General features: G+C 64.0%; 20 protein-coding genes and 1 tRNA gene. 18 read left to right on the top strand and 3 right to left on the bottom strand.

What is annotated here, in order from left to right; genetic code table 11:
* Positions 1 to 56 precede the first annotated feature (56 nt).
* The 8 genes from rpoD (at position 57) to THL1_RS02495 (ending at position 10,707) form a co-directional block, all read left to right on the top strand.
* Complete coding sequence (gene rpoD / locus THL1_RS02530; protein ID WP_069081812.1) at positions 57 to 1,910, top strand: RNA polymerase sigma factor RpoD; 1,854 nt, start codon at positions 57 to 59, stop codon at positions 1,908 to 1,910.
* A 133-nt stretch (positions 1,911 to 2,043) separates the two neighbouring features.
* Positions 2,044 to 5,781 carry a bifunctional diguanylate cyclase/phosphodiesterase gene (locus THL1_RS02525; protein WP_069081811.1) on the top strand — a complete coding sequence of 1,246 codons (3,738 nt, stop codon included), beginning with the start codon at positions 2,044 to 2,046 and terminating at the stop codon, positions 5,779 to 5,781.
* 15 nt (positions 5,782 to 5,796) lie between these two features.
* Positions 5,797 to 5,873 (top strand) — tRNA-Ile (locus THL1_RS02520).
* 376 nt (positions 5,874 to 6,249) lie between these two features.
* Positions 6,250 to 6,462 carry a helix-turn-helix domain-containing protein gene (locus THL1_RS30460; RefSeq protein ID WP_335721280.1) on the top strand — a complete coding sequence of 71 codons (213 nt, stop codon included), beginning with the start codon at positions 6,250 to 6,252 and terminating at the stop codon, positions 6,460 to 6,462.
* A 28-nt stretch (positions 6,463 to 6,490) separates the two neighbouring features.
* Positions 6,491 to 7,102 carry a HipA N-terminal domain-containing protein gene (locus THL1_RS02510; RefSeq protein ID WP_237234759.1) on the top strand — a complete coding sequence of 204 codons (612 nt, stop codon included), beginning with the start codon at positions 6,491 to 6,493 and terminating at the stop codon, positions 7,100 to 7,102.
* Positions 7,103 to 7,631: 529 nt separating this feature from the next.
* On the top strand, positions 7,632 to 8,003 hold the full coding sequence (locus THL1_RS02505; RefSeq protein WP_069081810.1) for a c-type cytochrome: 372 nt from the start codon (positions 7,632 to 7,634) through the stop codon (positions 8,001 to 8,003).
* A gap of 18 nt (positions 8,004 to 8,021) precedes the next feature.
* Complete coding sequence (locus THL1_RS02500; protein ID WP_069081809.1) at positions 8,022 to 9,416, top strand: D-arabinono-1,4-lactone oxidase; 1,395 nt, start codon at positions 8,022 to 8,024, stop codon at positions 9,414 to 9,416.
* Between the two features lie 82 nt (positions 9,417 to 9,498).
* A complete protein-coding gene (locus THL1_RS02495) occupies positions 9,499 to 10,707 on the top strand; it encodes a DSD1 family PLP-dependent enzyme (RefSeq protein ID WP_162493744.1) in 1,209 nt (402 codons plus the stop codon).
* 72 nt (positions 10,708 to 10,779) lie between these two features.
* Here the strand turns inward: THL1_RS02495 and THL1_RS02490 are convergent, their stop codons facing one another.
* Complete coding sequence (locus THL1_RS02490) at positions 10,780 to 11,730, bottom strand: SphA family protein (protein WP_069081807.1); 951 nt, start codon at positions 11,728 to 11,730, stop codon at positions 10,780 to 10,782.
* 259 nt (positions 11,731 to 11,989) lie between these two features.
* Here THL1_RS02490 and THL1_RS02485 point away from each other — a divergent pair, with 259 nt between their 5' ends.
* The 10 genes from THL1_RS02485 to THL1_RS02440 all read left to right on the top strand — a co-directional run bounded on the left by THL1_RS02485 (position 11,990) and on the right by THL1_RS02440 (position 21,535).
* Positions 11,990 to 13,012 (top strand): AraC family transcriptional regulator, encoded by a 1,023-nt coding sequence (locus THL1_RS02485; RefSeq protein ID WP_069081806.1) that lies wholly within the window; start codon positions 11,990 to 11,992, stop codon positions 13,010 to 13,012.
* 391 nt (positions 13,013 to 13,403) lie between these two features.
* On the top strand, positions 13,404 to 14,366 hold the full coding sequence (locus tag THL1_RS02480; protein ID WP_069081805.1) for a LysR substrate-binding domain-containing protein: 963 nt from the start codon (positions 13,404 to 13,406) through the stop codon (positions 14,364 to 14,366).
* A gap of 102 nt (positions 14,367 to 14,468) precedes the next feature.
* Positions 14,469 to 15,935 (top strand): 2-hydroxymuconic semialdehyde dehydrogenase, encoded by a 1,467-nt coding sequence (locus THL1_RS02475; RefSeq protein ID WP_069081804.1) that lies wholly within the window; start codon positions 14,469 to 14,471, stop codon positions 15,933 to 15,935.
* A 14-nt stretch (positions 15,936 to 15,949) separates the two neighbouring features.
* Entirely contained in the window at positions 15,950 to 16,762 is an 813-nt protein-coding gene (gene mhpD, locus THL1_RS02470) for a 2-keto-4-pentenoate hydratase (RefSeq protein ID WP_069081803.1), read from the top strand.
* Positions 16,763 to 16,773: 11 nt separating this feature from the next.
* Positions 16,774 to 17,721 carry an acetaldehyde dehydrogenase (acetylating) gene (locus tag THL1_RS02465; protein WP_069081802.1) on the top strand — a complete coding sequence of 316 codons (948 nt, stop codon included), beginning with the start codon at positions 16,774 to 16,776 and terminating at the stop codon, positions 17,719 to 17,721.
* Positions 17,718 to 18,746 carry a 4-hydroxy-2-oxovalerate aldolase gene (gene dmpG / locus THL1_RS02460; RefSeq protein ID WP_069081801.1) on the top strand — a complete coding sequence of 343 codons (1,029 nt, stop codon included), beginning with the start codon at positions 17,718 to 17,720 and terminating at the stop codon, positions 18,744 to 18,746. Before THL1_RS02465 ends, dmpG begins: the two co-directional genes overlap by 4 nt.
* Positions 18,743 to 19,513 (top strand): 2-keto-4-pentenoate hydratase, encoded by a 771-nt coding sequence (locus THL1_RS02455; RefSeq protein WP_069081800.1) that lies wholly within the window; start codon positions 18,743 to 18,745, stop codon positions 19,511 to 19,513. Before dmpG ends, THL1_RS02455 begins: the two co-directional genes overlap by 4 nt.
* Positions 19,514 to 19,543: 30 nt before the next feature.
* The gene (locus THL1_RS02450; protein ID WP_069081799.1) at positions 19,544 to 19,969 is read left to right on the top strand and encodes a RidA family protein; all 426 of its coding nucleotides are present in this window, start codon (positions 19,544 to 19,546) and stop codon (positions 19,967 to 19,969) included.
* A gap of 10 nt (positions 19,970 to 19,979) precedes the next feature.
* Positions 19,980 to 20,552: a 3-hydroxyanthranilate 3,4-dioxygenase gene (locus THL1_RS02445; protein ID WP_069081798.1), complete on the top strand. Its 573-nt coding sequence runs from the start codon at positions 19,980 to 19,982 to the stop codon at positions 20,550 to 20,552.
* Positions 20,549 to 21,535 (top strand): amidohydrolase family protein, encoded by a 987-nt coding sequence (locus tag THL1_RS02440; RefSeq protein WP_069081797.1) that lies wholly within the window; start codon positions 20,549 to 20,551, stop codon positions 21,533 to 21,535. Before THL1_RS02445 ends, THL1_RS02440 begins: the two co-directional genes overlap by 4 nt.
* A 137-nt stretch (positions 21,536 to 21,672) precedes the next feature.
* Here the strand turns inward: THL1_RS02440 and THL1_RS02435 are convergent, their stop codons facing one another.
* Entirely contained in the window at positions 21,673 to 22,407 is a 735-nt protein-coding gene (locus THL1_RS02435) for an amino acid ABC transporter ATP-binding protein (protein ID WP_069081796.1), read from the bottom strand.
* The gene (locus THL1_RS02430) at positions 22,400 to 23,398 is read right to left on the bottom strand and encodes an amino acid ABC transporter permease (protein WP_069081795.1); all 999 of its coding nucleotides are present in this window, start codon (positions 23,396 to 23,398) and stop codon (positions 22,400 to 22,402) included. Before THL1_RS02430 ends, THL1_RS02435 begins: the two co-directional genes overlap by 8 nt.
* Positions 23,399 to 23,424: the final 26 nt, after the last annotated feature.

Below are 23,424 nucleotides of genomic sequence, written 5' to 3'. Positions count from 1 at the left end.
AGGTATAATCCTCGGCTTGTTTTCAGCCCGCCAAGACCTTAAGTGGATAGGGTGCTATGTCCGGAAAAGCGCAACAGCAGTCTCGCCTCAAAGAATTGATCGCCCGTGGCCGTGAGCAGGGTTACCTGACTTACGCGGAGGTCAACGACCACCTGCCGGAGGATATTTCCGACCCGGAACAGGTGGAAGACATCATCCGCATGATCAACGACATGGGGATCAACGTATTCGAGAGTGCCCCGGATGCGGATGCCCTGTTGCTGGCCGAAGCCGACACCGACGAAGCCGCCGCTGAAGAGGCCGCAGCCGCCCTTGCGGCAGTGGAAACCGACATCGGCCGCACTACCGACCCCGTGCGCATGTACATGCGTGAAATGGGCACCGTGGAACTGCTGACCCGCGAAGGCGAGATTGAAATCGCCAAACGCATCGAGGAAGGCATCCGCGAAGTCATGAGCGCCATCGCCCACTTCCCGGGCACTGTCGACGGCATTCTCTCCGAGTACCAGCGCGTCACCAGCGAAGGTGGCCGCCTGTCCGACGTTCTCAGTGGCTACATCGACCCGGACGACGGCACCCTGCCGGCCGAAGAAGTCGAGCCTGTTGTCCTGAAGGACGATTCCGCCAAGGCCAAGGACAAGGACGACGAGGAAGACGAAGAAAGCGAAGGCGATGACGCCGAGGAAGAAGGCGACGGCGGTCCTGACCCGGAAGAAGCCCTGCGCCGCTTCACGGCCGTTTCCGATCAGCTCGAGAAGGCCAAGAAAGCCGTCAAGAAGCATGGTCGCGACAGCAAGCAGGCCGCTGAAGAGCTGCTGGCCCTGGCCGAGCTGTTCATGCCGATCAAGCTGGTGCCGAAGCAATTCGACGTTCTGGTCGAAAAAGTCCGTGGTGCCCTGGACCGCGTCCGCGGCCAGGAACGCGCGATCATGCAGCTCTGCGTGCGTGACGCCCGCATGCCGCGCGCCGACTTCCTGCGCCTGTTCCCGGGCAACGAAGTCGACCTCGGCTGGGCCGATGGCCTGGCCAAAGGCAAGGCCAAGTACGCCGAAGCCATTGGCAAGCTGGTGGACGACATCAAGCGCAACCAGCAGAAGCTGGTGGATCTCGAGCAGGAAGTCGAACTGACTGTCAACGAGATCAAGGACGTCAACCGTCGCATGTCCATCGGTGAAGCCAAGGCTCGCCGGGCAAAGAAAGAGATGGTCGAGGCCAACCTGCGTCTCGTGATCTCCATCGCCAAGAAGTACACCAACCGTGGCCTGCAGTTCCTCGACCTGATCCAGGAAGGCAACATCGGCCTGATGAAGGCGGTGGACAAGTTCGAATACCGTCGCGGCTACAAGTTCTCGACCTACGCCACCTGGTGGATTCGCCAGGCGATCACCCGCTCTATCGCGGACCAGGCGCGCACCATCCGTATTCCGGTGCACATGATCGAGACCATCAACAAGCTCAACCGCATCTCCCGCCAGATGCTGCAGGAAATGGGCCGCGAGCCCACGCCGGAAGAGCTTGGCGAGCGCATGGAGATGCCTGAGGACAAGATCCGCAAGGTTCTGAAGATCGCCAAAGAGCCGATCTCCATGGAAACCCCGATCGGCGACGACGAAGACTCCCACCTGGGCGACTTCATCGAGGACAGCACCATGCAGTCCCCGATCGATGTGGCCACCGTGGAAAGCCTCAAGGAAGCCACCCGTGAAGTCCTGGCCGGCCTCACTGCCCGTGAAGCCAAGGTCCTGCGCATGCGCTTCGGCATCGACATGAATACCGACCACACCCTCGAGGAAGTCGGCAAGCAGTTCGATGTCACCCGCGAGCGTATCCGCCAGATCGAAGCCAAGGCGCTGCGCAAGCTGCGTCACCCGTCGCGAAGCGAGCACCTGCGCTCCTTCCTCGACGAGTAAGCGATACGAAAACCCCCGGCCAGTCCGGGGGTTTTCTTTTCTGCTCACTCCATGGCTGCGCCTGCCCCTTCCAGATGGCCAGCGGCCACGTCTACACTGCTGCCTGACACCCCTTAAAGGAACGAGGCCGCCAATGGCGCGAGCGCGGGCCCTACTGATGCTCTGGCTGGCGCTCTGGACCTTCCCGGCCGGCGCCCTGAAGCTCACCCAGGAAGAACAGGACTGGCTCGACCATCGCGGCGAGCTGCGACTGGGCATCGACGCCTCCTGGCCTCCCTTTGAGTTCCGGGACGCCCAGGGCAACCACCAGGGCCTTGCCGCCGACTACATCGGGCTGGTCCGCCAGCGTCTGGACATCCAACTCGCGCCCGTAGAACCCAGTAGCTGGAGCGAAGTGCTGCAACAGGCCCGCAACGGCGACCTGGACCTGCTGCCCGGCATCATGTCCACCCCCGAGCGCCAGCAATACCTGCTCTTCACTCGCCCTTACCTCGACTTCCCCATCGTCATCCTGTCCCAGACCCGTGGCCCGCAGCCGTCCAATATCGAGGACCTCTACGGCCTGCGCGTCGGCGTCGTGGCCGACTACGCGCCGCACGAACTGCTGCGCAACCAGCACCCCGACTTGAGCCTGCAGATCCACCCCTCCGTGGCCGCCTCCCTCCAGGCACTTGCCACCGGCCAGGTGGACGCCTTCGTCGGTGACCTCGCCTCCAGTGTCTGGAGCCTGCGCCAGCTAAAGCTCGAAGGCATCAGCATCAGCGGCGAGACGCCCTACCGCTATCAACTGGCCATGGCGACGCCGAAAAACCACCCGATCCTGGCCGGCATCCTCGACAAGGTCTTCGCCGAAATTACCCCGGAAGAAGCCGCCGCCATCCAGGAGCGCTGGGTAGGGGGCGCCCTCTATCAAGGAACCGACTGGAGCCGCGTCCTGCTCTACGGCTTGCCCGGCCTGCTAGTGATCGCCGGCGTGCTCACCTTCGTCCTGCGCGTCAACCGCCGACTGAGCAACGAAATGACCAGCCGCGCCGCCCTCCAGGAGGAACTGCGCAGCAGCGAACAGCACTATCGCGGCCTGGTGGAAAGCCTCAACGCCATCGCCTGGGAAATGCGCGTCGAAGACTATTGCTACACCTACGTCTCCCCCCATGCCGAACGTCTGCTCGGCTATCCCCTGAGCACCTGGCGGGAACCCGGCTTCTGGCACCGCACCCTGCACCCCGACGACACCGCCTGGGCCAACGTCTTCTGCGAAGCGGAAACCTCCGCCGGCCGCGACCACAGCCTCGACTACCGCATGATCGCCGCTGACGGCCGCGTGCTCTGGGTACGGGACATCATCACCCTCATACCCCACGGCGAGACCCAGATGATGCGCGGCCTGATGATCGACATCACCGAGGCCAAGCAGACCGAACAAGCCCTGCGCCTGTCCGAACAGAAGTTCGCCTCGGTCTTCCACAACTGCCCCGACATCATCGTCATCGCCCGCCGCACCGACGGCAGCTTGCTGGCGATCAACCATACCTTCGAGCAACAGATCGGCCTCAAGGCCAGCGAAGCCCTCGGCCGCACCGCCACCGAGCTCGACATCTGGGGCATTCCCGGCATCGGCCCGAAGCTTCTCCAGCGCCTGCAACAGGGCAATCCACTGCACAACCTGGAAATGCCCTTCCGCCGCGCCAACGGCGAACACTTCACCGGCCTGATCTCCGCCCAGACCATTGACCTGGACGACACTCCGGCGCTGGTCGTCGTCGTCCGCGACATCACCCAACTCAAGGAAACCCAGCAACTCCTGCAGGTTTCAGAAGAAAAATTCGCCCGTGCCTTCCACGCCTCGCCAGACGGCCTGCTCATCACCCGGATCAGCGATGGCCTGCTGCTAGAAGCCAATGAAGGGTTCAGCCGCATCACTGGCTACAAGCAACAGGAAATTGCCGAACGCTCCACCCTGGACCTCGGCCTCTGGGCCAACCCGGCCGACCGTCAGCACATGATCCAACTCATCCGCGAGCAAGGCAGCCTGCGCCACTTCACCGCGGCCATCCGCACCAAAACTGGACAAATGCGCCACTGCGAGCTATCCGCCCAGCCCATCCCCATCGGCGGCGAGCCCTGCATGCTGACCATCGCCCGCGACGTCACTGAGCGGCAGCAAATGCAGGAGAAGCTACTGCAAGCCGCCACCGTCTTCGAAAGTACGGCCGAAGGCGTGCTGATCACCGACACCGACCTGCGCATCACGGCCGTCAACCGCGCCTTCAGCGAAATCACCGGCTACAGCGAGGACGAGGCCCTCGGCCAGTCGCCCCGCCTGCTCGCCTCCGGCCAGCACGACAGCGCCTTCTACGCCGCCATGTGGCACCAACTGGAGCAAGAAGGGCACTGGCAAGGTGAAATCTGGAACCGTCGCAAAAACGGCGAGCCCTACCCCGAATGGCTCACCATCAGTGCCGTGCGCGACCGCCACCAGCAGGTCACCCACTACGTTGGCGTGTTCGCCGACATCTCGCCGCTCAAGCACGCCCAGGCACGCCTCGACTACCAAGCCCACCACGACCCGCTCACAGGTCTGCCCAACCGCCTGCTGTTCGAAAGCCGCCTGCAACTGGCCCTGGCCGATGCCACGGGTGACGACCACCATGGCGCAGTGCTGTTCATTGACCTGGACCGCTTCAAGCACATCAACGACAGCCTCGGCCACCCGGTGGGCGACCTGCTGCTCAAAGGCATCGCCGGCCGTCTGCGCGAACAACTGCGCGACATCGACACCGTGGCCCGCCTGGGCGGCGACGAATTCATCATCCTGCTGCCGGGCCTGCACAACGCCAATGACGCCAAGACAGTGGCCAACAAGCTGCTGGCCTGCTTTGAAGCGCCCGTTCCCGCCGGGCAACACGAGTTCTTCATGAGCGCGAGCATCGGTATCAGCCTGTTCCCGGAACACGGCCTGGACGTCGCCACCCTGGTGAAGAACGCCGACGCCGCCATGTACCGGGCCAAGGCCCGCGGCCGCAACCGCATCGAGTTCTACACCCGCGACCTGACCAGCCAGGCTACCGAGCGCATGGCCCTGGAAACCGAACTGCGCCGCGCCCTGGAGCGCAACGAACTGTCCCTCAGCTACCAACCCAAGTTCAGCCTGCAGCACCACAACCTGGTGGGCGCCGAAGCCCTGGTACGCTGGTATCACCCGAGGCTGGGCGAAATCCCGCCGGAGCGCTTCATCCCCCTGGCCGAAGAATCCGGCCTGATCCTGCCGCTGGGCGACTGGGTGCTGGAGCATGCCTGCCGGCAGATGCAGCAGTGGCAAGAAGGCCATGCCCCCTTTGGCCCCCTTTCCATAAACCTTGCCGGCGCCCAACTGCGTCAGCCGCTGCTGGTGGAGCGCCTGCAGTTGCTCATCCAGACCCTGGGCTTGGAACCCCAACGCCTGCAACTCGAAATCACCGAAAGCTTCATCATGAGCCAGGCCGAAGAAGCCCTCTGCGTGCTGCACAACCTCAAGTCCCTCGGCGTGCAGCTGGCCATCGACGACTTTGGTACCGGCTACTCCTCCCTGAGCTACCTCAAGCGGCTGCCGCTGGATGTCCTGAAGATCGACAAGTCCTTCGTCCGTGGCCTGCCCGACGATCCCAACGACGCCGCCATCAGCCGCGCCATCATCGCCCTCGGCCGTAGCATGCAACTCACCGTGATCGCCGAAGGCGTCGAAACCAAGGCCCAGGAGTACTTCCTCGCCGCCGAAGGATGCGAACAGATTCAAGGCTTTATCGTCAGCGCAGCCCTGCCGGCCGAGACCTTCGCACGAACTTTCCTCAGTCCCCTCCCTGCGGTTGGCGCCCAGCAAAGGGCGCCTGTATAATCCGCCGGCCTTCTGGGGCCTATAGCTCAGTCGGTTAGAGCAGAGGACTCATAATCCTTTGGTCCACGGTTCGAGTCCGTGTGGGCCCACCAAATCAAAGCCGCGCATTGCGCGGCTTTTTCATGCCTCCAGAGAAAACAACTAGACCAGCCCTATAGCCCAAAGGTACAAATTCAGTACCGCATGGCCCACAAGATCAATAACGCCTGCCGGAGAAGACTATCTGTCTATCCTCAATCGCATGAGCCATGATGAGATTTTACTGCATGCTGAGACCCTGTATTTCCAGGCCCTTGACCAGCTTCGCTCTGAAGGGGCGATCTAAGGTCGCACTGAATCAGTGTGCCATCTAGAAAGTGAGCTCTAGGCAACTGCTTTTTTCGCGCACGCGAAAATTCAAACGCAGATCACAGCGCCCTGCCGGGTTTACCAAGCAGCTAGAAGCTCCCTTCTTGGACTCATAGGCCAATGTGGCCCAAGAGCTACAAATGTCTTCTCTCATACGATGTCGCCGAAATGCTGAAGCAAGCGCGGAGTGACGCGAATCTAAGCCAAGAGGCACTGGCCAGCCGCGCAGGCGTATCGCGGCCTACCGTAGCCCGCATGGAGACGCTGGCCAAAGGCGACATGAGCGTATCGGCGCTTGTCCGTCTGCTGGAGGCGGCTAGCTACGACTTGTAGCTGGTAAAAGCCAGCCACGAACGGACAGTTGAGGACATCCTCAACGAGCAGCGTTCTGGGAGAGGCTAATCATGATTCTCGACGTCCATGTCCGCTCAAGGCTCGTGGCCAGCTCTACCGGGAGCGAGACGAGTACGTCCTGAGATATCTGCCTGGAACAGCCCTGGAAGACTTTGTCAGCCTGGCAATGCCCGTTCGTGAAGAGCCATGGCGCTGGCCCCGCGATCTGTTTCCATTTTTCCGGCAGAACCTTCCCGAGGGGTATTTGCTGAACGTCATCCGTGAGGAGTTCGGCCCACTGCTCGATGGCACCGATCTATCGTTGCCGGGCCTGGTAGGAGGCACCGGTATCGGCAGAGTCTCGGTCACGCCCGAAGGCATTCAGCCTGGCATCGAGATGGCGCCGTTAGAGATAAGCCACCTGCTCAAGGCGGAAAATACCACCGCACGATTCGCCGCACTGGTGCGGCAATACGCTCGGGTAGCGGTCTCGGGTGTTGTCCCAAAATTCATGCCTGGAACGTCGGCATGGAGACCTTGCGCAGCCCAAAAGCAGCTCCGCATTTTCGCGGTTTGGATACTGCCATCGCAGAAGCCGGCTTCTCTGGGCCGCGCAAACCCGAACACAGCCGTGAGCTGATTGGCCGCTCTGAATTACTGGCCAAAAGGTGATGTCGCATTTGCTGCCTGGGCATGTTCGCTGAAAGTTGCCTAACTCAGCGAGCAAAACCTGAGTTGGACTTCTGCCACTGGATGAAACTGCACCAGAGCTGGGAGTGATCAGCCACGCCTACGTCGCTGTAACTTCAGGGCCTATATAGGTGCCTGAAAGTGTAGTGGTCAACCCATCCCGGACAGTCGATGGTGAAATAGCAAAAGCCTTGCGACTTCATCGTTCGCTGCATAGCAGTGCGCGTTCGGTAGATTCGAGGCCGTCACAAACCGCTGCACAATCGTGAAGCTGGGCTCATGCTTAGCCGCGCTGGCCTGTTAAGCCACCTTTGTTGGCCGCCAATGCCCTCAAGCGCGGGCGGCGCCTGACTTAGTGTTCCCCCTTGTTAACCGTAACAAGTATCCGTGTCCAACTCGCTGGCACGGAACAGGAGAGGAACGCCATGCTGGCAACCAGAACATTGCTATTGTCAGGGACCAAGCCAGGCCTCAGCTGGATGGAATCGACAGTCAGGCGACTGTGCAGTGCAGCTGCTTTGCTGGCCCTGGCCGGATTATTCGGTGGCTGCGGCGTGGACTCCAAACCAGCTGTACCGCGTACCGCTGCCACGCTGACTCCCGCCAACAAAGCACTTGCACAGGTCTACGACAGCAGCTGCAAGCTATGCCACGCCGACCCGGCCTCCGGGGCACCGCTGACCGGCGATGCGCCAGCCTGGAGCCCGCGGATCGCCCAAGGGGTGGACACCCTGCTGGATCACAGCATCAACGGCTACAACGGAATGCCACCAATGGGCATGTGCATGCAGTGTTCGGAGGAAGAATTCCTGGCACTGATTTCCTTCATGTCCGGTCAGCAACTCCAATAAGCACTCAAGGTCGCCCTCATGGCTATGCACCTAACCAGACGCCAGCTGCTGCAACAGGCTGCCGTCGCCGGCGCGCTCGCGACACTTTCCAGCACCCCAGTGATGGCACAACTGGTCCGAGCTCCACGACTGATCCCCTGGCGCAACTGGTCCGGCGGGCAGAGCTGCCTGCCGCAGGCGCGACTGGCGCCGAAGAACCTGGACGAATTGATCCAAGCCATCCGCAAGGCCGAAGGCAAAGTCCGCCCGGTAGGTTCGGCACACTCTTTCAGCGCTCTGGTACCCACCGACGGAACCCTGCTCTCGCTCAGCTATTTCAACGGTCTGCTCGAGTACGATGCCGGTACCCTGCAGGCCGAGTTCGCCGCCGGTACGCCAATGTCGCGCATGGGCCCGGCACTGAAGGAGATCGGCCAGGCACTGCACAACATGTCCGATATCGATTACCAGACCCTGGCTGGGGCGATTTCCACCTCGACCCATGGCACCGGAGTCAATTTCAGTTCTTACTCGGCGCATGTCACCGGGCTGCAGTTGGTGACCGCAAGCGGCGAGGTGCTGGACTGCGACAACCGGCGCAACCCCGAGGTATTCAATGCCGCGCGGGTGTCCCTCGGCGCCCTCGGCGTGGCCACCCGGGTGCGCATGCAGAATCGCACGCCCTATCGCCTGCGCGAGCGGCAATGGATCGCCAAAACCGAGGAACTGCTCGAGGACGTGGAGAAGAACACCCGCGAGAACCAGCACTGGGAAATGCTGGTGGTGACCCATTCCGACTACGCACTTTCCATTGCCCTGAACGAAACCAGCGACCCGAGCCCCCCACCGCAGGACCCTGCGGAGGAAGGCGGCAACGAATTCGTCAGCTTCATCGAGAAGCTCGACAAGTACGGCAGCGACTTCCCAGCCGCCCGCCGCGTGCTGCTCAATAGCCTGCGCCATATCGCCAGCTTCGAGGATCGGATCGGTGACTCCTACGAGATCTACGCCAACGTACGCAACGTGCGCTTCAACGAGATGGAGTACTCGCTCCCTGCCGAGTACGGCCCGGCCTGCCTACGCGAGATTCTCAAGCTAATCCGCGACAAGGACCTGCGTACCTGGTTCCCCATCGAGTATCGCTATGTGAAGGCCGATGACATCCCCCTGAGCATGTTCGAAGGACGCGACAGCTGCTCGATCTCCGTGCACCAGCACTACAACATGGACCATCACAACTTCTTCGCCGCCATCGAGCCGATCTTCTGGAAGTACGCCGGCCGGCCGCACTGGGGCAAGCTGCACACGCTGAACGCACGCAACCTGCAGCCGCTCTATCCACGCTGGGAGGAGTTCGTCGGGGTGCGCCAGGAACTGGACCCGCGCGGCAAGTTCCTCAATGCGCATCTGTCATCGATCCTGGGCGTGGCTTGAGAGGGGAGTACCCATGAATCGTCGCAACTTCATCGTCGGTACGGCCGGTGTCGGCGCACTGCTCGCCGGGGTCGGCGCCTGGCTGCGGCCAGCCGACCACGGCGCCCCGTACAGCGAGTACTTCGCCAAGCTGAACCGTGAGCTCAAGGCCCGCGGTCCGATGAGGCCGGTATTACTGATCGACCTGGATCGGCTGGATCACAACATTGACGTGGTGATGCAGTCGGTACGCCGTGCCGGCAAGCACTTGCGCCTGGTGGAGAAGTCGCTGCCCTCGCCGCAACTGCTCGACTATATCGCCCGACGCGCCGGCACCCGTCGGTTGATGTCATTCCACCAGCCGTTCCTCAGTCACGATGCCGAGCGTTTTCCCGATGCCGACCTCTTGCTCGGCAAACCGTTGCCGGTGCGCTCGGCACAGCTGTTCTACGAGAACCACCGTGGCACCTTCAACCCGACAACCCAGTTGCAGTGGCTGCTTGATACACCCGAACGCCTGCAGCAATACCTGCAGCTTGCCCAAGGCCTGAACACCCGGCTTCGGATCAACATCGAGCTGGATGTCGGACTGCACCGTGGCGGGGTGCAGGACCAGGCGACCCTGGGGCGGATGCTCACCCTGATCGGCGCCAACCCGCGGCACCTGGAGTTCGCTGGTTTCATGGGCTACGACCCCTTCGTCGGCATGGGCGTGCCCGGCATCCTGGGCTCACCGGAGGAACTCTTCGCCAAGGTCATGACCCGCTACAACGGCTTCGTCGACTACGCCCGCCGGCAGCATGCCACGCTCTGGCGTCCGGGCCTAACGCTTAACACTGCGGGAAGTCCGAGCTACCGCATGCACGAGAACGAACAGCTGAGCAGCGAAGTCTCAGTGGGCACAGCGATGCTCAAGCCGACCCACTATGACCTGCCGTCCCTCAGCGAACACCAGCCAGCGGCCTACATTGCCAGCCCGGTGCTGAAGAGTACCGGGGCAGTGAAGATTCCGGCGCTGGACGGCAAGTCGGCACTGCTCTCCTGGTGGGACGTCAACCAGCGCGAAACCTTCTTCATCTATGGCGGAAACTGGATGGCTGAATTCGAGTCGCCCAAAGGCCTGCAGAGCAACGGCCTCTACGGCCGCAGCTCCAACCAGGAGATGGTAAACGGATCCAGCACCGCTGGCCTGAAAGTGGACGATCAGGTGTTCCTGCGCCCGACCCAGACCGAGTCGGTGCTGCTTCAGTTCGGCGACCTCCTGGCGGTACGTGACGGCCGGATCGTCGAGAACTGGTCGGTGTACAGTTGACCACCCGGGATCATTGAGCCCTCTGAAAAACCTCATGTCACCGACCTGAGGTTTTTTGCATCCGGAAAATGATCAGAGGGTGAAGGGGATGGTTAGCTTGGCCCAGAGCATCTCGCCCTCGGGACGATTTTCCACCGCGAACTCCTTGGCCCAGCGCACTTCGGCGCTGGCGTACTTGAAAATGGTCAGGTGCGCAGCCGGGCCAATGGCGAACACTTGGCCGCGCACGCCGTCATCAACATCCTGCCCCATGAAGGTCACGGTTTTGCCGAACTGCTTATCATCGGTGGTCTGCTTCAGGTAGTAGCCATTTACCCCCAGGCTTAGGTTGTCGGTCACCTTGTAGCTGGCGGAGTAGTCGAAGTGGAACAACTGCCCAGAGTGGTAATCGGTGGCATGGTTTTCCTCGTTGAAGCTGTAAGTGGCCTTGATCGATAGCTCGGTGCGCTCCGTGGGCAGCCAGGTCGCGGAAATCAGCGGCTTGTAGGTGTAGAAGTTGTTGCTGGTGTTGGCCAGACGCGAAGCATCGTAGTCGCCGGTGGGCAACGTGATCTCCAGCGCAGCGCCCAGGGTCAGGTCGTTGCCCATGTCCCAGAGGATGATTGGCGCGATCGTGGTATCGCCCTGGCTCTCGCGGCGGTCCTGCAAACCGAATACGGCGACCTGCTGGCGCATGTAGGGTTGCGCGATATAGCCACCCACTCGGCCGCCGAACATCCGCAGTGGGCTCAGGTAATCCAGGCGCGGGATGATTGCGTCGGAGGTGATATTCACCCCTTGCACCTTTCCGCCGAGGGAGCTGATGTCCAGTTTCCGGGCTTCATAGTGGTTGTAATAGAGGTTGAAGGCGAACATGTGGTCCGGCAGGTTGTTCACGTCCAGCGGCAGAACGAAGAAACCATCGGTCCCGGGACCGATGTTGTCGACGCCGGCTTCGGTGGCATGGACCGGTACAGCGATGGAAGACGCAATAGCGAGGCAGACTGCCGGCGACGGCAGGCGGGGGCGACGGATCGGGTTCATGGTTGGGCTCAGTCTTATTGTTGGCGGACGACACCTGGGCATGGCCCGGGCTGCAGCATAGAAATAAGCGCTCGACGCCAGACGAGGCAGGGTATTGCCGGCCAATCAGGGGGGCTTTCGGGGACAGACTGCAATCTCCTGTTACATCCACCCATGGGCCGCCCGCGAACGCGATATGATTGTTCCGCCGTCACGCCGTCGCGGTACGCCCCAATCCAGAACAAGAACTGAAGCCGCCCCGGCTGGGGAGCAGCTGTCCATGCCAATGAAACCCATCGACGCTCAATTCGAACTGGCCATGGTTTCGCCCTTCCTGCTGCAAACCCTGGCGGAAGTCGCGAGCGACAATGGCCTCAGCAGCGAGCGCCTGTGCCGCGGCTTGGGCTTCACCCCGGAAGACCTGCAGGATCCTGCCCAGCGCATCTCCTATCGGCAGGCGATGACAATGATCCAGCGCGCGCTCACGGCGCTGCCCGACCGGGGTCTCGGCCTCTGGGTCGGGCACCGGAACGTGCTCGGCACCCTCGGCCTGCTCGGCCACGTGCTATCACTGAGCAGGACCCTGCGCGATGCCTTCGAGGTCGGCATGCGCTTTCAGCACACCTCCGGCGGCATGGCGGTGTGCAGCCTGCACGAAGGCGCCGAGGAGAGTTTCGTCGAGGTGGAATGCCGGCTGCCTTATGCAAACATCCAGGTGTTCGCTGTGGAGGAGTTCTTCGCAAGCCTGATGGTCTACAACCGCGCGCTGATCAGCGCCGAATTTTGGCCCCTGCGCTTCGAGTTCACCCACGCCGCCCCCACCTACGAAGCCGAGTATCGCCGCCTGCTGGGGCCGAACCTGCATTTCGGCTGCCTACACAACCGCATGGTGATCGCCAACCATTGGCTGGACACGCACCTGCCCAACCACCAGCCCGTCGCCCTGCGCCAGGCGCTTAACCTGCTGGAGTTGGAAAGCGCTCAGGTGCAACAGAAGATAGACCTGCTGCAGACGGTGGAGCGCGCCATCGCCCGCGATCTACCGCACGGCAGCCTTATCGAGAAAGTCGCCAACGACCTCAACATGAGCAGCCGCACCCTGCGCCGCCGCCTGACCGAACACGCCATGACCTTCGACGCACTGCTGGAGCAAGTACGCCGGGCACGCGCCATGAGCCTGCTAAGCAACCCGGAAATGCCTATCGAACGCATCGCCGAAGAACTCGGCTACAGCGACGTACGCGGCTTTCGCCGAGCCTTCAAACGATGGACCGGGCTCAGCCCCTCTGCCTGCCGCGACTAGGGAATGGCCTCGACGGGGGGACTATTAACAACGACTTGCTGCCTGAAGCGCGCGCCCCAGTGGCGCCCCCACCAGCTTGCCTGCCAGCTGCGAACCCCAGGTTCAGGTCGAGGTAACGCTGGATGAACGTGTTGCACTCGACAACTGCCCATCTGGACGTTGGTTGACGGACGACACTGTATCAACAGATGCGTTGATGGTTTATCAAGTGGTTATTGCATCAAGGGTTGATCTGAGCGAAAGGTCCATCCAAACCCACCCGGCAGTCGTGGTCACAACCTGATTCCCTCCGGCTCCAGCGCCAGAAGTTCCCAATTTGTGTCGCCCCTGAAATCGGGCAGCCTCAATTATGCGATGCTCCTCCCCCCGAGCCCCGCATCTGAGGTCACGCATGCAGTTCACCCACCTGTCCGTCGCCCGCAAACTGAAGTTCTACCAGCTGGTGGTATTCGACCAGGTCCTGCAGAGCGGCTCCCTGCTGCGCGCGGCCCAGGCCCTGAGCCTGACCCAGCCGGCGGTGACCAAGATCATCCACGAACTGGAGTCCTACTTCGATGCGCCGCTGCTGATCCGTGGCAACCGGGGCGTCAGCGCGACGCCGCTGGGCGAGTTGGTGGCGCGCCGCAGCAAGTCGCTGCTGGCCGAACTCCGCTCCCTGACCGACGAGGTCAATGCCTACCAGGAAGGCACCTCCGGCCACGTGATGGTGGGCACCCTGATCTCCGCCTCGAGCTCGCTGCTGCCCCGGGCCCTGCAATTGCTCAAGCAACGGGCGCCGAAGGTCCTCGTCTCGCTGCGGGTGGGCCAGATGGACCAGTTGTTCCCGGCCCTGGCCGTGGGCGAGGTCGACCTGGTCGTGGGCCGTGTGCCGGACGACTGGCGCTGGCATCACGAGTCCTCGCTACTGGAGGTCGAAGTACTCTACGGCGAAGAACTGGCCGTCGTCGCTGGCGCGCACCACCCCCTGATCGGCCGGTCGCCGGTCAGCCTGCAGGCCCTGCTCGACTACCCCTGGGTGTTGCCGACCCGCGACTCGCTGCTGCGCCGCACCGTCGATCGCCTGTTCGACGAGGCTGGACTGGCGGCGCCGTCCAACGTGGTCGAGTCGCTGTCGATCCTGACCAACATCAGCCTGATGCAGGACCAGCAAACCGTCGCGGTCATGCCGCTGGAGGCGGCGCGCCAGTTCACCGGAGCCGGGCTGCTGGGTACCCTTGACCTGGGGACCCACCTGCAGTTCGGCGACATCGGCTACTTCCGCTCCGGCACCCGCGAACTGGGGCCGGCGGCGCGGCTGTTCCGCGAGTGCCTGGAGCAGGCCGGTCGGGAGCAGCATGGCGAACAGGCGACCTGACACAGCTATTCCGCTCTCTAATACCAGACAGCAATCATTTCATTTTTCGCTTATACGACGACTCCCTAGACTCCTCCGAAATTCCAAGAATCGGAGGTTGTCGTGTCCGCTCCCCTGCCCCTGCTGCGCCACTTCGTGAACGGCGAGTTCGTCGCCACCCCCACGACCTTTGACAATGTGTCTCCCATCGACGGCCGCATACTTGGCCAGGTCTGCGAAGCTGACGCGGTGCTGGTGGATCGCGCGGTCGCCGCCGCCAAGGCGGCCCAGCAAGGCCCGTGGGCCGGCTACAGCGCCAGCCAGCGCGCCGACGTGCTGCTGCGAATCGCCGAGGGCATCGAACGTCGCTTCGAGGACTTCGTAGCCGCCGAAGTGGCCGATACCGGCCGCCCCGTCCATCAGGCGCGGACCCTGGATATCGCCCGAGGTGTTCACAACTTCCGCACCTTCGCCGAACTGATCCGCCAGGCCGGTGGCGAGTACTACGAAATGCGCACCGCCGATGGCAACGATGTCTTCAGCTATACGGTGCGCAAACCCCATGGCGTGGTCGCGATCATCTCGCCCTGGAACCTGCCGATGCTGCTGCTCACCTGGAAAGTGGCGCCCGCGCTGGCCTGCGGCAACTCGGTGGTGGTCAAGCCCTCGGAAGACTCGCCCTCCTCCGCCACTCTGCTGGCCGAGGTGATGCAGGAGGCCGGCGTGCCCGCGGGCGTGTTCAATCTGGTCCACGGCTTCGGGCCGAACGCGGCCGGTGAATTCCTCACCCGCCATCCCGATGTGGACGCCATCACCTTCACCGGCGAATCCCGCACCGGTGCCACCATCATGAAGGCGGCGGCCGAGGGCGTGCGCGAGGTGTCCTTCGAGCTGGGCGGCAAGAATGCCGCCGTGGTCTTCGCCGACTGCGACTTCGACGCCGCCGTGGCCGGTGTGCTGCGCTCCAGCTTCACCAACTCCGGCCAGGTATGCCTCTGCTCGGAACGGATTTACGTCGAGCGGCCGATCTACGAGCGCTTCGTCGCCGCCCTCAAGGAAGGCGCCGAACAGCTCAAGATCGGCTTCCCGGACGAGGACGGCGTCAACATGGGCTCGCTGATTTCCCACAAGCACCGTGACAAGGTCCTCGGCTACTTTGAACTGGCCCGCAGCGAAGGCGCCACAGTCGTCACGGGCGGCGGCGTGCCACAGTTCGGCGACGTACGCGATAACGGCGCCTACGTGCAGCCGACCATCTGGACCGGCCTGTCCGATGACGCCCGCTGCCTGCGCGAGGAAGTCTTCGGCCCCGTCTGCCATATCGCCCCGTTCGACCGCGACGAAGAAGTGATCCGTCGCGTCAACGACTCCGCCTACGGCCTCGCCGCCGCCATCTGGACCCGTGACCTCAAGCGCGCCCACCAGGTTTCCCGGCGCCTGCGCGTCGGCATGGTCTGGGTCAACACCTGGTTCCTCCGCGACCTGCGCACGCCCTTCGGCGGCGCCCGCCTCTCGGGCCTCGGCCGCGAAGGCGGCCGCCACTCCCTGGACTTCTACTCGGAAGCCACCACCGTCTGCGTCAATCCCTGAGCAGGAGTATTCCCATGCATGTCGCCCTCCTCGAAGCCGCCGACCGCCTGCGCCAGGCGCAACAGAGCGGCCAGCCCTGCGCTCCGGTGCGCGATCTGATCGCCGCGGCCCTGGCTGACGAGCCGAATGCCGACCCGGTGACGCTGGCCTACGCCGTGCAACGCCACAATGCCCAGGCCGCCCTGACCGCGGGCCGTCGTCCTGTCGGTCGCAAGATCGGCCTGACCAATCCCCGGGTGCAGGCCCAGCTCGGCGTCGACCAGCCGGACTTCGGCCTGTTGCTGGCCGACATGGCCCGTGGCGATGGCCAACCGATCGCGTGGTCGGACTGCGCCCAGCCCAAGGTCGAGGCCGAGATCGCCCTGGTGCTGGAGCATGACCTGCCCCACGAACATCACACCTTGGCCGATCTGATCCGCGCCACCGCCTTCGCCCTGCCGGCGATCGAGGTGGTCGGCAGCCGCATCGCCGACTGGGACATCCGCCTCGTGGACACCATCGCCGACAACGCCTCGTCGGGCCTCTTTGTCCTCGGTACCCGTCCGGCGAAGCTGGAACACCTGGACCTGGTGCGTTGCGGCATGAGCATGACACTGCGAGGGGAGCCGGTTTCCGTCGGCGCCGGCGCGGCCTGCCTGGATAACCCGCTTAATGCAGCCGTCTGGCTCGCCGACACCATGGCCCGCCTTGGCGAACCGCTGCGGGCGGGCGACATCCTCCTCACCGGGGCGCTCGGTCCGATGGTCCCGGTCCAGCCTGGTGACGTCTTCACCGCCCATATCCAGGGACTGGGCAGCGTCAGCGCCGCCTTTGCCAACCGGGACTGACAGGAGCCCCCATGAGCAAGAAACGCAAGGTCGCCATCATCGGTTCCGGCAACATCGGCACCGACCTGATGATCAAGGTGCTGCGCAACGCGCAGCACCTTGAAATGGGCGCCATGGTCGGTATCGACCCGGCGTCCGACGGTCTGGCCCGAGCCGCACGACTGGGCGTGGCCACTACCCACGAAGGGGTGGAAGGTCTGGTGAAGTTGCCGGTGTTCCAGGACATCGACTTCGTCTTCGACGCCACCTCGGCCTCGGCCCACGTGAAGAACGACGCCCTGCTGCGGGGGCACAAGCCCGGTCTGCGCGTGATCGACCTGACCCCGGCGGCCATCGGCCCGTATTGCGTGCCGGTGGTGAACCTGGAGCAACACCTCGGTGCGTCCAACCTGAACATGGTCACCTGCGGCGGCCAGGCCACCATCCCCATGGTGGCGGCGGTGTCCCGTGTGGCCAAGGTCCACTACGCCGAGATCATCGCCTCCATCGCCAGCAAATCCGCCGGCCCCGGCACCCGCGCCAACATCGACGAGTTCACCGAGACCACTTCGAAAGCCATCGAAGTGATCGGCGGGGCGGCCAACGGCAAGGCGATCATCATCATGAACCCGGCCGAGCCGCCGCTGATGATGCGCGACACCGTGCTCGTGCTCTCTGAGGCCGCCGACCAGGCGCACGTGGAAGCCTCCATCGAGGAAATGGCCGCCGCCGTGCAGGCCTATGTGCCGGGCTACCGCCTGAAGCAGCGGGTGCAGTTCGACGTGATTCCCGAGTCGGCGCCGCTGAACATCCCCGGCCACGGCCGCTTCAGCGGGCTGAAGACGTCGGTCTTCCTCGAAGTGGAAGGCGCCGCCCACTACCTGCCGAGCTATGCCGGCAACCTCGACATCATGACCTCCGCCGCGCTGGCCACCGCCGAACGCATGGCCCAGGCGATGAACCACGGAGACGCGGCATGAACGGCAAGAAGCTCTACATCTCCGACGTGACCCTGCGCGACGGCAGCCATGCCATCCGCCACCAGTACTCGATCGAACACGTGCAGGCCATCGCCCGTGCGCTGGACCAGGCTCATGTCGACTCCATCGAAGTGACCCACGGCGACGGCCTGCAAGGCTCGTCCTTCAACTACGGCTTCGGTGCCCACACCGACCTGGAATGGATCGAAGCGGCAGCGGATGTGATCGAGCACGCCCGCCTCACCGTGCTGCTGCTGCCCGGCATCGGCACCGTGCATGACCTCAAGGCTGCCTATGATGCCGGCGCCCGCTCGGTGCGCATTGCCACCCACTGCACCGAGGCGGACGTGTCCAGGCAGCACATCGAGTACGCCCGTTCGCTCGGCATGGATACCGTGGGCTTTTTGATGATGAGCCACATGATCCCGGCCGAGCAGCTGGCGGCGCAGGGCAAGCTGATGGAAAGCTACGGCGCCCAGTGCATCTACATGGCCGACTCCGGTGGCGCGATGAACATGAACGACATCCGCGACCGCATGCGCGCCCTCAAGGCGGTGCTGAACCCGCAAACCCAGACCGGCATGCACGCCCACCACAACCTGTCCCTAGGCGTGGCCAACTCCATCGTCGCGGTGGAGGAAGGCTGCGACCGCATCGACGCCAGCCTGGCCGGCATGGGCGCGGGGGCCGGCAACGCGCCGCTGGAAGTGTTCATCGCCGCCGCCGAGCGCCTCGGCTGGAACCACGGCACCGACCTCTACCGCCTGATGGACGCCGCCGACGACCTGGTGCGGCCGCTGCAGGACCGCCCGGTGCGGGTCGATCGGGAAACCCTGGGCCTGGGCTATGCCGGGGTCTACTCCAGCTTCCTGCGCCATGCGGAAGTGACGGCGGCGAAGTACGGGCTGAAGACCCTCGACATCCTCGTCGAACTGGGCAAACGCCGGATGGTGGGTGGCCAGGAAGACATGATCGTCGACGTCGCCCTGGACCTGCTGGCCCGCCACCCGGAGAACCGCCCATGAGTACCGATATCGCCCGCATCGCCGAAGCGCTCGACCAGGCTGCACGCCGCGCCGAGCCCCTGCCCCAGCTCAGTGCGCAGACGCCGTTCTCCCTGGCCGAGGCCTACCAGATCCAGCGCGCCTCCCTGCAGCGCCGCTACGACGATGGCGAGCACTGCATCGGCATCAAGCTGGGCTTCACCAGCCGCGCCAAGATGATCCAAATGGGGGTCGACAGCCTGATCTGGGGCTGGCTGACCGATGCCATGCTGGAAGAGGACGGCGGCCTGGTGGACCTGTCGCGCTACATCCACCCGCGCGCGGAGCCAGAGGTCTGCTTCCTCACCCGCCGTGACATCGACCACCCGCTGACCTTGCTGGAAGCCGCGGACTATATCGAAGCGGTCGCCCCGGCCCTGGAGATCATCGACTCGCGCTACCAGACCTTCAAGTTCAGCCTGGAGGACGTGGTGGCGGACAACTGCTCCTCCTCCGGCCTGACCGTCGGCCCCTGGTCCCGGGACTTCTCCGGGCTGGCCAACGCCGGCGTGGTGATGCGCCTGAACGGCCGCACGGTCCAGGTCGGCTCCACCGCCGCCATCCTCGGCCAGCCGCTGCGCAGCCTGGTACAGGCCTCGCGCCTGCTGCACGACGCCGAACGGGTCCTGCCGGCCGGCAGCCTGGTCATGGCCGGCGCCGCCACTGCCGCCGAGGCACTGTGTCCCGGCGCCCACGTCAGCGTCGAGATCCAGGGACTGGGCGAAAGCAGCTTCAACGTGCGCCTCTGACCCGCACCCGAGCCAACAAGGAATCGAACCATGAGTGACAACCGCTCCACTGTCGTCGCCGGCAAGGCCAAGCCCCGCGGACGCTTCCCCCACATCAAGCGTGCCGGCGACTTCCTCTTCGTCTCCGGCACCAGCTCGCGTCGCCCGGACAACAGCTTCGTGGGTGTCGAGGTGGACGCCCAGGGCACCGCCAACCTGGACATTCGCGCCCAGACCCGGGCCGTGATCGAGAACATCCGGGACATCCTCGCCAGCGAGAACGCCAGCCTCGCCGATCTGGTCGAGATCAGCAGTTTCCTGGTCGATATGAACGACTTCGGCGGCTACAACGAAGTCTATGCCGAGTACTTCGACGAGACCGGCCCGACCCGCACCACGGTTGCCGTGCACCAGTTACCGCACCCGCACCTGCGCATCGAGATCAAGGCCGTCGCCTACGCACCCCGCCATCGCTGAGACAACAACAATGGACAAGCACCGCTTCAGCCCGCCGCTCAACTTCACCCGCTGGATCGAGGACAACGCCCATCTGCTCAAGCCGCCGGTCGGCAACCGCCAGATCTGGCAGGGCAGCGACTTCATGGTGACCGTGGTGGGCGGTCCCAACCAGCGAACCGACTTCCACGATGATCCGGTGGAAGAGTTCTTCTACCAGTTCAAGGGCAACGCCTACCTGAACATCTGGGACCGGGGCCGGTACGAGCGCGTGGACCTGAAGGAAGGCGACATCTACCTGATGGCCCCCCATGTCATCCACTCCCCCCAGCGTCCGGAGCCCGGCAGCCTCTGCCTGGTCATCGAGCGCCAGCGCCCGGCGGGTCTGCACGACGCCCTGCAATGGTCCTGCGCCCGCTGCGGTCACCTGATCAAGCGCTACGAGCTCCAGTTGCAAAGCATCGTCGCCGACCTGCCCCCCGTCTACGAACAGTTCTACGCCACCTCGGACGACGAGCGCCGCTGCTCGCAATGCGGCGAGATCCACCCCGGTCGTGACTGGCAGACCTGGCACAGGACCCTGAACGAGTGCCACCCCGTATGAAGATCGACATCCACTCCCACTTCTTCCCCCGCATCAGCCAGGCCGAGGCCGCGCGCCTCAGCCCTGAACGTGCTCCCTGGCTGCACACGGAGGGCCGCCAGGGCCAGATCATGCTCGGCGACCGGCCGTTCCGTCCCGTGCACGACGTACTCTGGGACCCGGTGCGGCGGCTGGAGCACCTTGACGAGCAGGGGCTGGACATTCAGGTCATGTGCGCCACGCCGGTGATGTTCGGCTACGACCAGCCCATCGAACGCGCGCTGCCCTGGGCCCAACTGATGAACGACCGGGCGGTGGAACTGGCCGCCCACGCCCCGGAGCGCCTCAAGGTCCTGGCCCAGGTGCCCTTGCAGGACATCGACGTCGCCTGCCGCGAAGCCAGCCGTGCCAAGACGTGCGGGCATATCGGCGTGCAGATCGGCAACCACGTGGGCAACCATGACCTGGACCATGACGGCCTGGTGACCTTCTTCCATCACTGCGCCACCGAGGGCATTCCGCTGCTGGTCCACCCCTGGGACATGATGGGCCGCGACCGCATGAAGAGGTGGATGCTGCCCTGGCTGGTGGCCATGCCGGCCGAAACCCAGCTGGGCATCCTCTCGCTGATCCTGTCCGGTGCCTTCGAAAGCCTGCCGGAGTCACTGCGCCTGTGCTTCGCCCATGGCGGCGGCAGCTTCGCCTTCCTGCTGGGGCGCGTGGATAACGCCTGGCGCCATCGCGACATCGTCCGCGAAGACTGCCCCAACCTGCCCTCCAGCTACGTCAAGCGCTTCTACGTCGACTCGGCCGTCTTCGACCCGAAGGCCCTCCGGCTGTTGGTCGACGTGATGGGCCCGGACCGGGTGATGCTCGGCTCCGACTCGCCCTTCCCGCTGGGTGAGCAACGCATCGGCGCCGGAGTCCTGGAACACCCGGGCCTGACCGACGCCGACAAGGCCCGCATCGCCGCCGGCAACGCGCGGGAATTCTTCGGCCTCTGAACTCCTTTGGTTTGGCCTCCTGGCCCCGCATCCATGCCCTGGATGCGGGGCTTTTTTTGGGCTCCTCGCGAGCCTCCGGAAACACGCCTTGGAAACAGGCGAATCCATTCGCCAAGTGCCGCGCAGCGGCCCACTTGTCAGAGCACCTGCCGAAGGAACGCCTGCGCCCGGGGGTCTCGGGGCTGTTCGAAGAACTGCGCCGGCGGGGCGTCTTCCAGCAGCTTGCCGTGGTCGAAGAACAGCACCCGGTCGGCCACTTCGCGGGCGAAACCCATCTCATGGGTGACGCAGACCATGGTCATGCCTTCCTGGGCCAGCCCCTTCATCACGTCGAGGACCTCGCCGACCATTTCCGGGTCCAGCGCCGAGGTGGGCTCGTCGAACAGCATGACCTTGGGTTCCATGCACAGGGCGCGGGCGATGGCCACGCGCTGCTGCTGGCCGCCGGAGAGGCGCGAGGGAAACTCGTTGGCCTTCTGCGCGATGCCGACCTTGGCCAGCAGCGCCTGGGCCTTGGCCTCACGCTCGGCCTTGCCGCGCTTGCGCACCACCTTCTGCGCCAGGCAGAGGTTCTCCAGCACGGTCATGTGCGGGAACAGGTTGAAGTGCTGGAACACCATGCCCACCTCACGGCGGTAGGCGTTCACATCGGTCTTCGGGTTGGAGAGGTCGACGCCGTCGATGATCACCGAGCCGGAGTCGAACTGTTCCAGGCCGTTCAGGCAACGCAGAAAGGTGGACTTGCCAGAGCCGGAAGGCCCCAGGACCACCAATACCTCGCCCCTCGCGACCGAGGTGTCGACCTTGTCCACTGCTCGCACCAGTTGGCCACGGGCGTTGAAGGTTTTGATCAGTTCACGGACTTCAATCACTTTGCGCGAGCCTCCGCTCCAGACGGGTGGCGATTTGCGACAGCGGCAAATTGATGAGCAAGTACAGTGCCGCTACACAGAACCAGATTTCAAAGGTGGAAAACGAGGTGGTGATGGCCTCGCGCCCGCTCTTGGTCAGCTCGGTGATGGCAATCACCGAAACCAGCGAGGTGTCCTTGACCAGGCTGATGAACTGCCCGGCCAGCGGCGGCAGCACGCGCTTGAACGCCTGTGGCAGGATTACATGACGCATCGACTGGGCGCCGGTCAGGCCCAGGGAGCGCGCCGCCTCGTTCTGCCCACGAGCAACGGACTGCACCCCGGCACGGACGATCTCGCCGACGTAGGCGCCGGTGAACAGCGCCAGCGCCGCCACCCCGGCAAACTCGCGGGAGAGGTTCAGCACGGTGCCGATGAAGAAGTAGAAGATGAAGATCTGCACCAGCAGCGGCGTGCCACGCACCAGCTCCACATAGACGGTGGACAGGTCGCGCAAGGTGGGATTTTTTGACAGTCGGCAGAGGCCGGTGAACAGGCCGATCACCAGGCCGAAGGCACCGGACAGCAGGGAAATCCACAGGGTGGTCCACAGGCCCCAGAACAATGGGCCGGCGGTCCAGTGGCGGGTCACGCCGATCTGGTCGCCCTCGGAAACATCGTCGCCCTGGCTCACCTGCAAGCTGTCGCGGGCCACTTCCAGCACCTGCTCTTCGCCGCCCTTGGCGGTCAGGGTCACGCGTGCTTTGTCGCCAGCGTCGGCAATGGTGGTAACAGTGCCGTAATCGGCGGCGCGCAGGCCTTCTTCTGCCTGGTAGGCGAAGTACTGCGGCACGCGGTTCCAGCGCCACTCGTAGGAGATCAGCGAAGTCGAGTACCAGAGTCCATAGGCCAGCGCAATCAGCAAGAAAACTGTCAGTGCATGCCATGGCCATTGGCCGGATTTCCGGAGACTTGTTCCAGCGGGCTGCCCAGCCAGCACACCGCCAGGCATCAGGCGTCGTATAAGCGTATTCATAG

Origin of the sequence: Pseudomonas sp. TCU-HL1 (genome assembly GCF_001708505.1) — a bacterium.
In the GTDB taxonomy this organism is placed as follows: domain Bacteria; phylum Pseudomonadota; class Gammaproteobacteria; order Pseudomonadales; family Pseudomonadaceae; genus Metapseudomonas.
This window is presented reverse-complemented; position numbering and strand designations above follow the sequence as displayed.

Coding starts and splice junctions, on each gene's coding strand:
- THL1_RS02525 (WP_069081811.1), top strand. CDS start 2,044: ATGGCGCGAGCGCGGGCCCTACTGATGCTCTGGCTGGCGCTCTGGACC.
- THL1_RS02450 (WP_069081799.1), top strand. CDS start 19,544: ATGAGTGACAACCGCTCCACTGTCGTCGCCGGCAAGGCCAAGCCCCGC.
- mhpD (WP_069081803.1), top strand. CDS start 15,950: ATGCATGTCGCCCTCCTCGAAGCCGCCGACCGCCTGCGCCAGGCGCAA.
- rpoD (WP_069081812.1), top strand. CDS start 57: ATGTCCGGAAAAGCGCAACAGCAGTCTCGCCTCAAAGAATTGATCGCC.
- THL1_RS02455 (WP_069081800.1), top strand. CDS start 18,743: ATGAGTACCGATATCGCCCGCATCGCCGAAGCGCTCGACCAGGCTGCA.
- THL1_RS02505 (WP_069081810.1), top strand. CDS start 7,632: ATGGAATCGACAGTCAGGCGACTGTGCAGTGCAGCTGCTTTGCTGGCC.
- THL1_RS02440 (WP_069081797.1), top strand. CDS start 20,549: ATGAAGATCGACATCCACTCCCACTTCTTCCCCCGCATCAGCCAGGCC.
- THL1_RS02465 (WP_069081802.1), top strand. CDS start 16,774: ATGAGCAAGAAACGCAAGGTCGCCATCATCGGTTCCGGCAACATCGGC.
- THL1_RS02500 (WP_069081809.1), top strand. CDS start 8,022: ATGGCTATGCACCTAACCAGACGCCAGCTGCTGCAACAGGCTGCCGTC.
- THL1_RS02485 (WP_069081806.1), top strand. CDS start 11,990: ATGCCAATGAAACCCATCGACGCTCAATTCGAACTGGCCATGGTTTCG.
- dmpG (WP_069081801.1), top strand. CDS start 17,718: ATGAACGGCAAGAAGCTCTACATCTCCGACGTGACCCTGCGCGACGGC.
- THL1_RS02490 (WP_069081807.1), bottom strand. CDS start 11,730: ATGAACCCGATCCGTCGCCCCCGCCTGCCGTCGCCGGCAGTCTGCCTC.
- THL1_RS02430 (WP_069081795.1), bottom strand. CDS start 23,398: ATGCCTGGCGGTGTGCTGGCTGGGCAGCCCGCTGGAACAAGTCTCCGG.
- THL1_RS30460 (WP_335721280.1), top strand. CDS start 6,250: ATGTGGCCCAAGAGCTACAAATGTCTTCTCTCATACGATGTCGCCGAA.
- THL1_RS02445 (WP_069081798.1), top strand. CDS start 19,980: ATGGACAAGCACCGCTTCAGCCCGCCGCTCAACTTCACCCGCTGGATC.
- THL1_RS02480 (WP_069081805.1), top strand. CDS start 13,404: ATGCAGTTCACCCACCTGTCCGTCGCCCGCAAACTGAAGTTCTACCAG.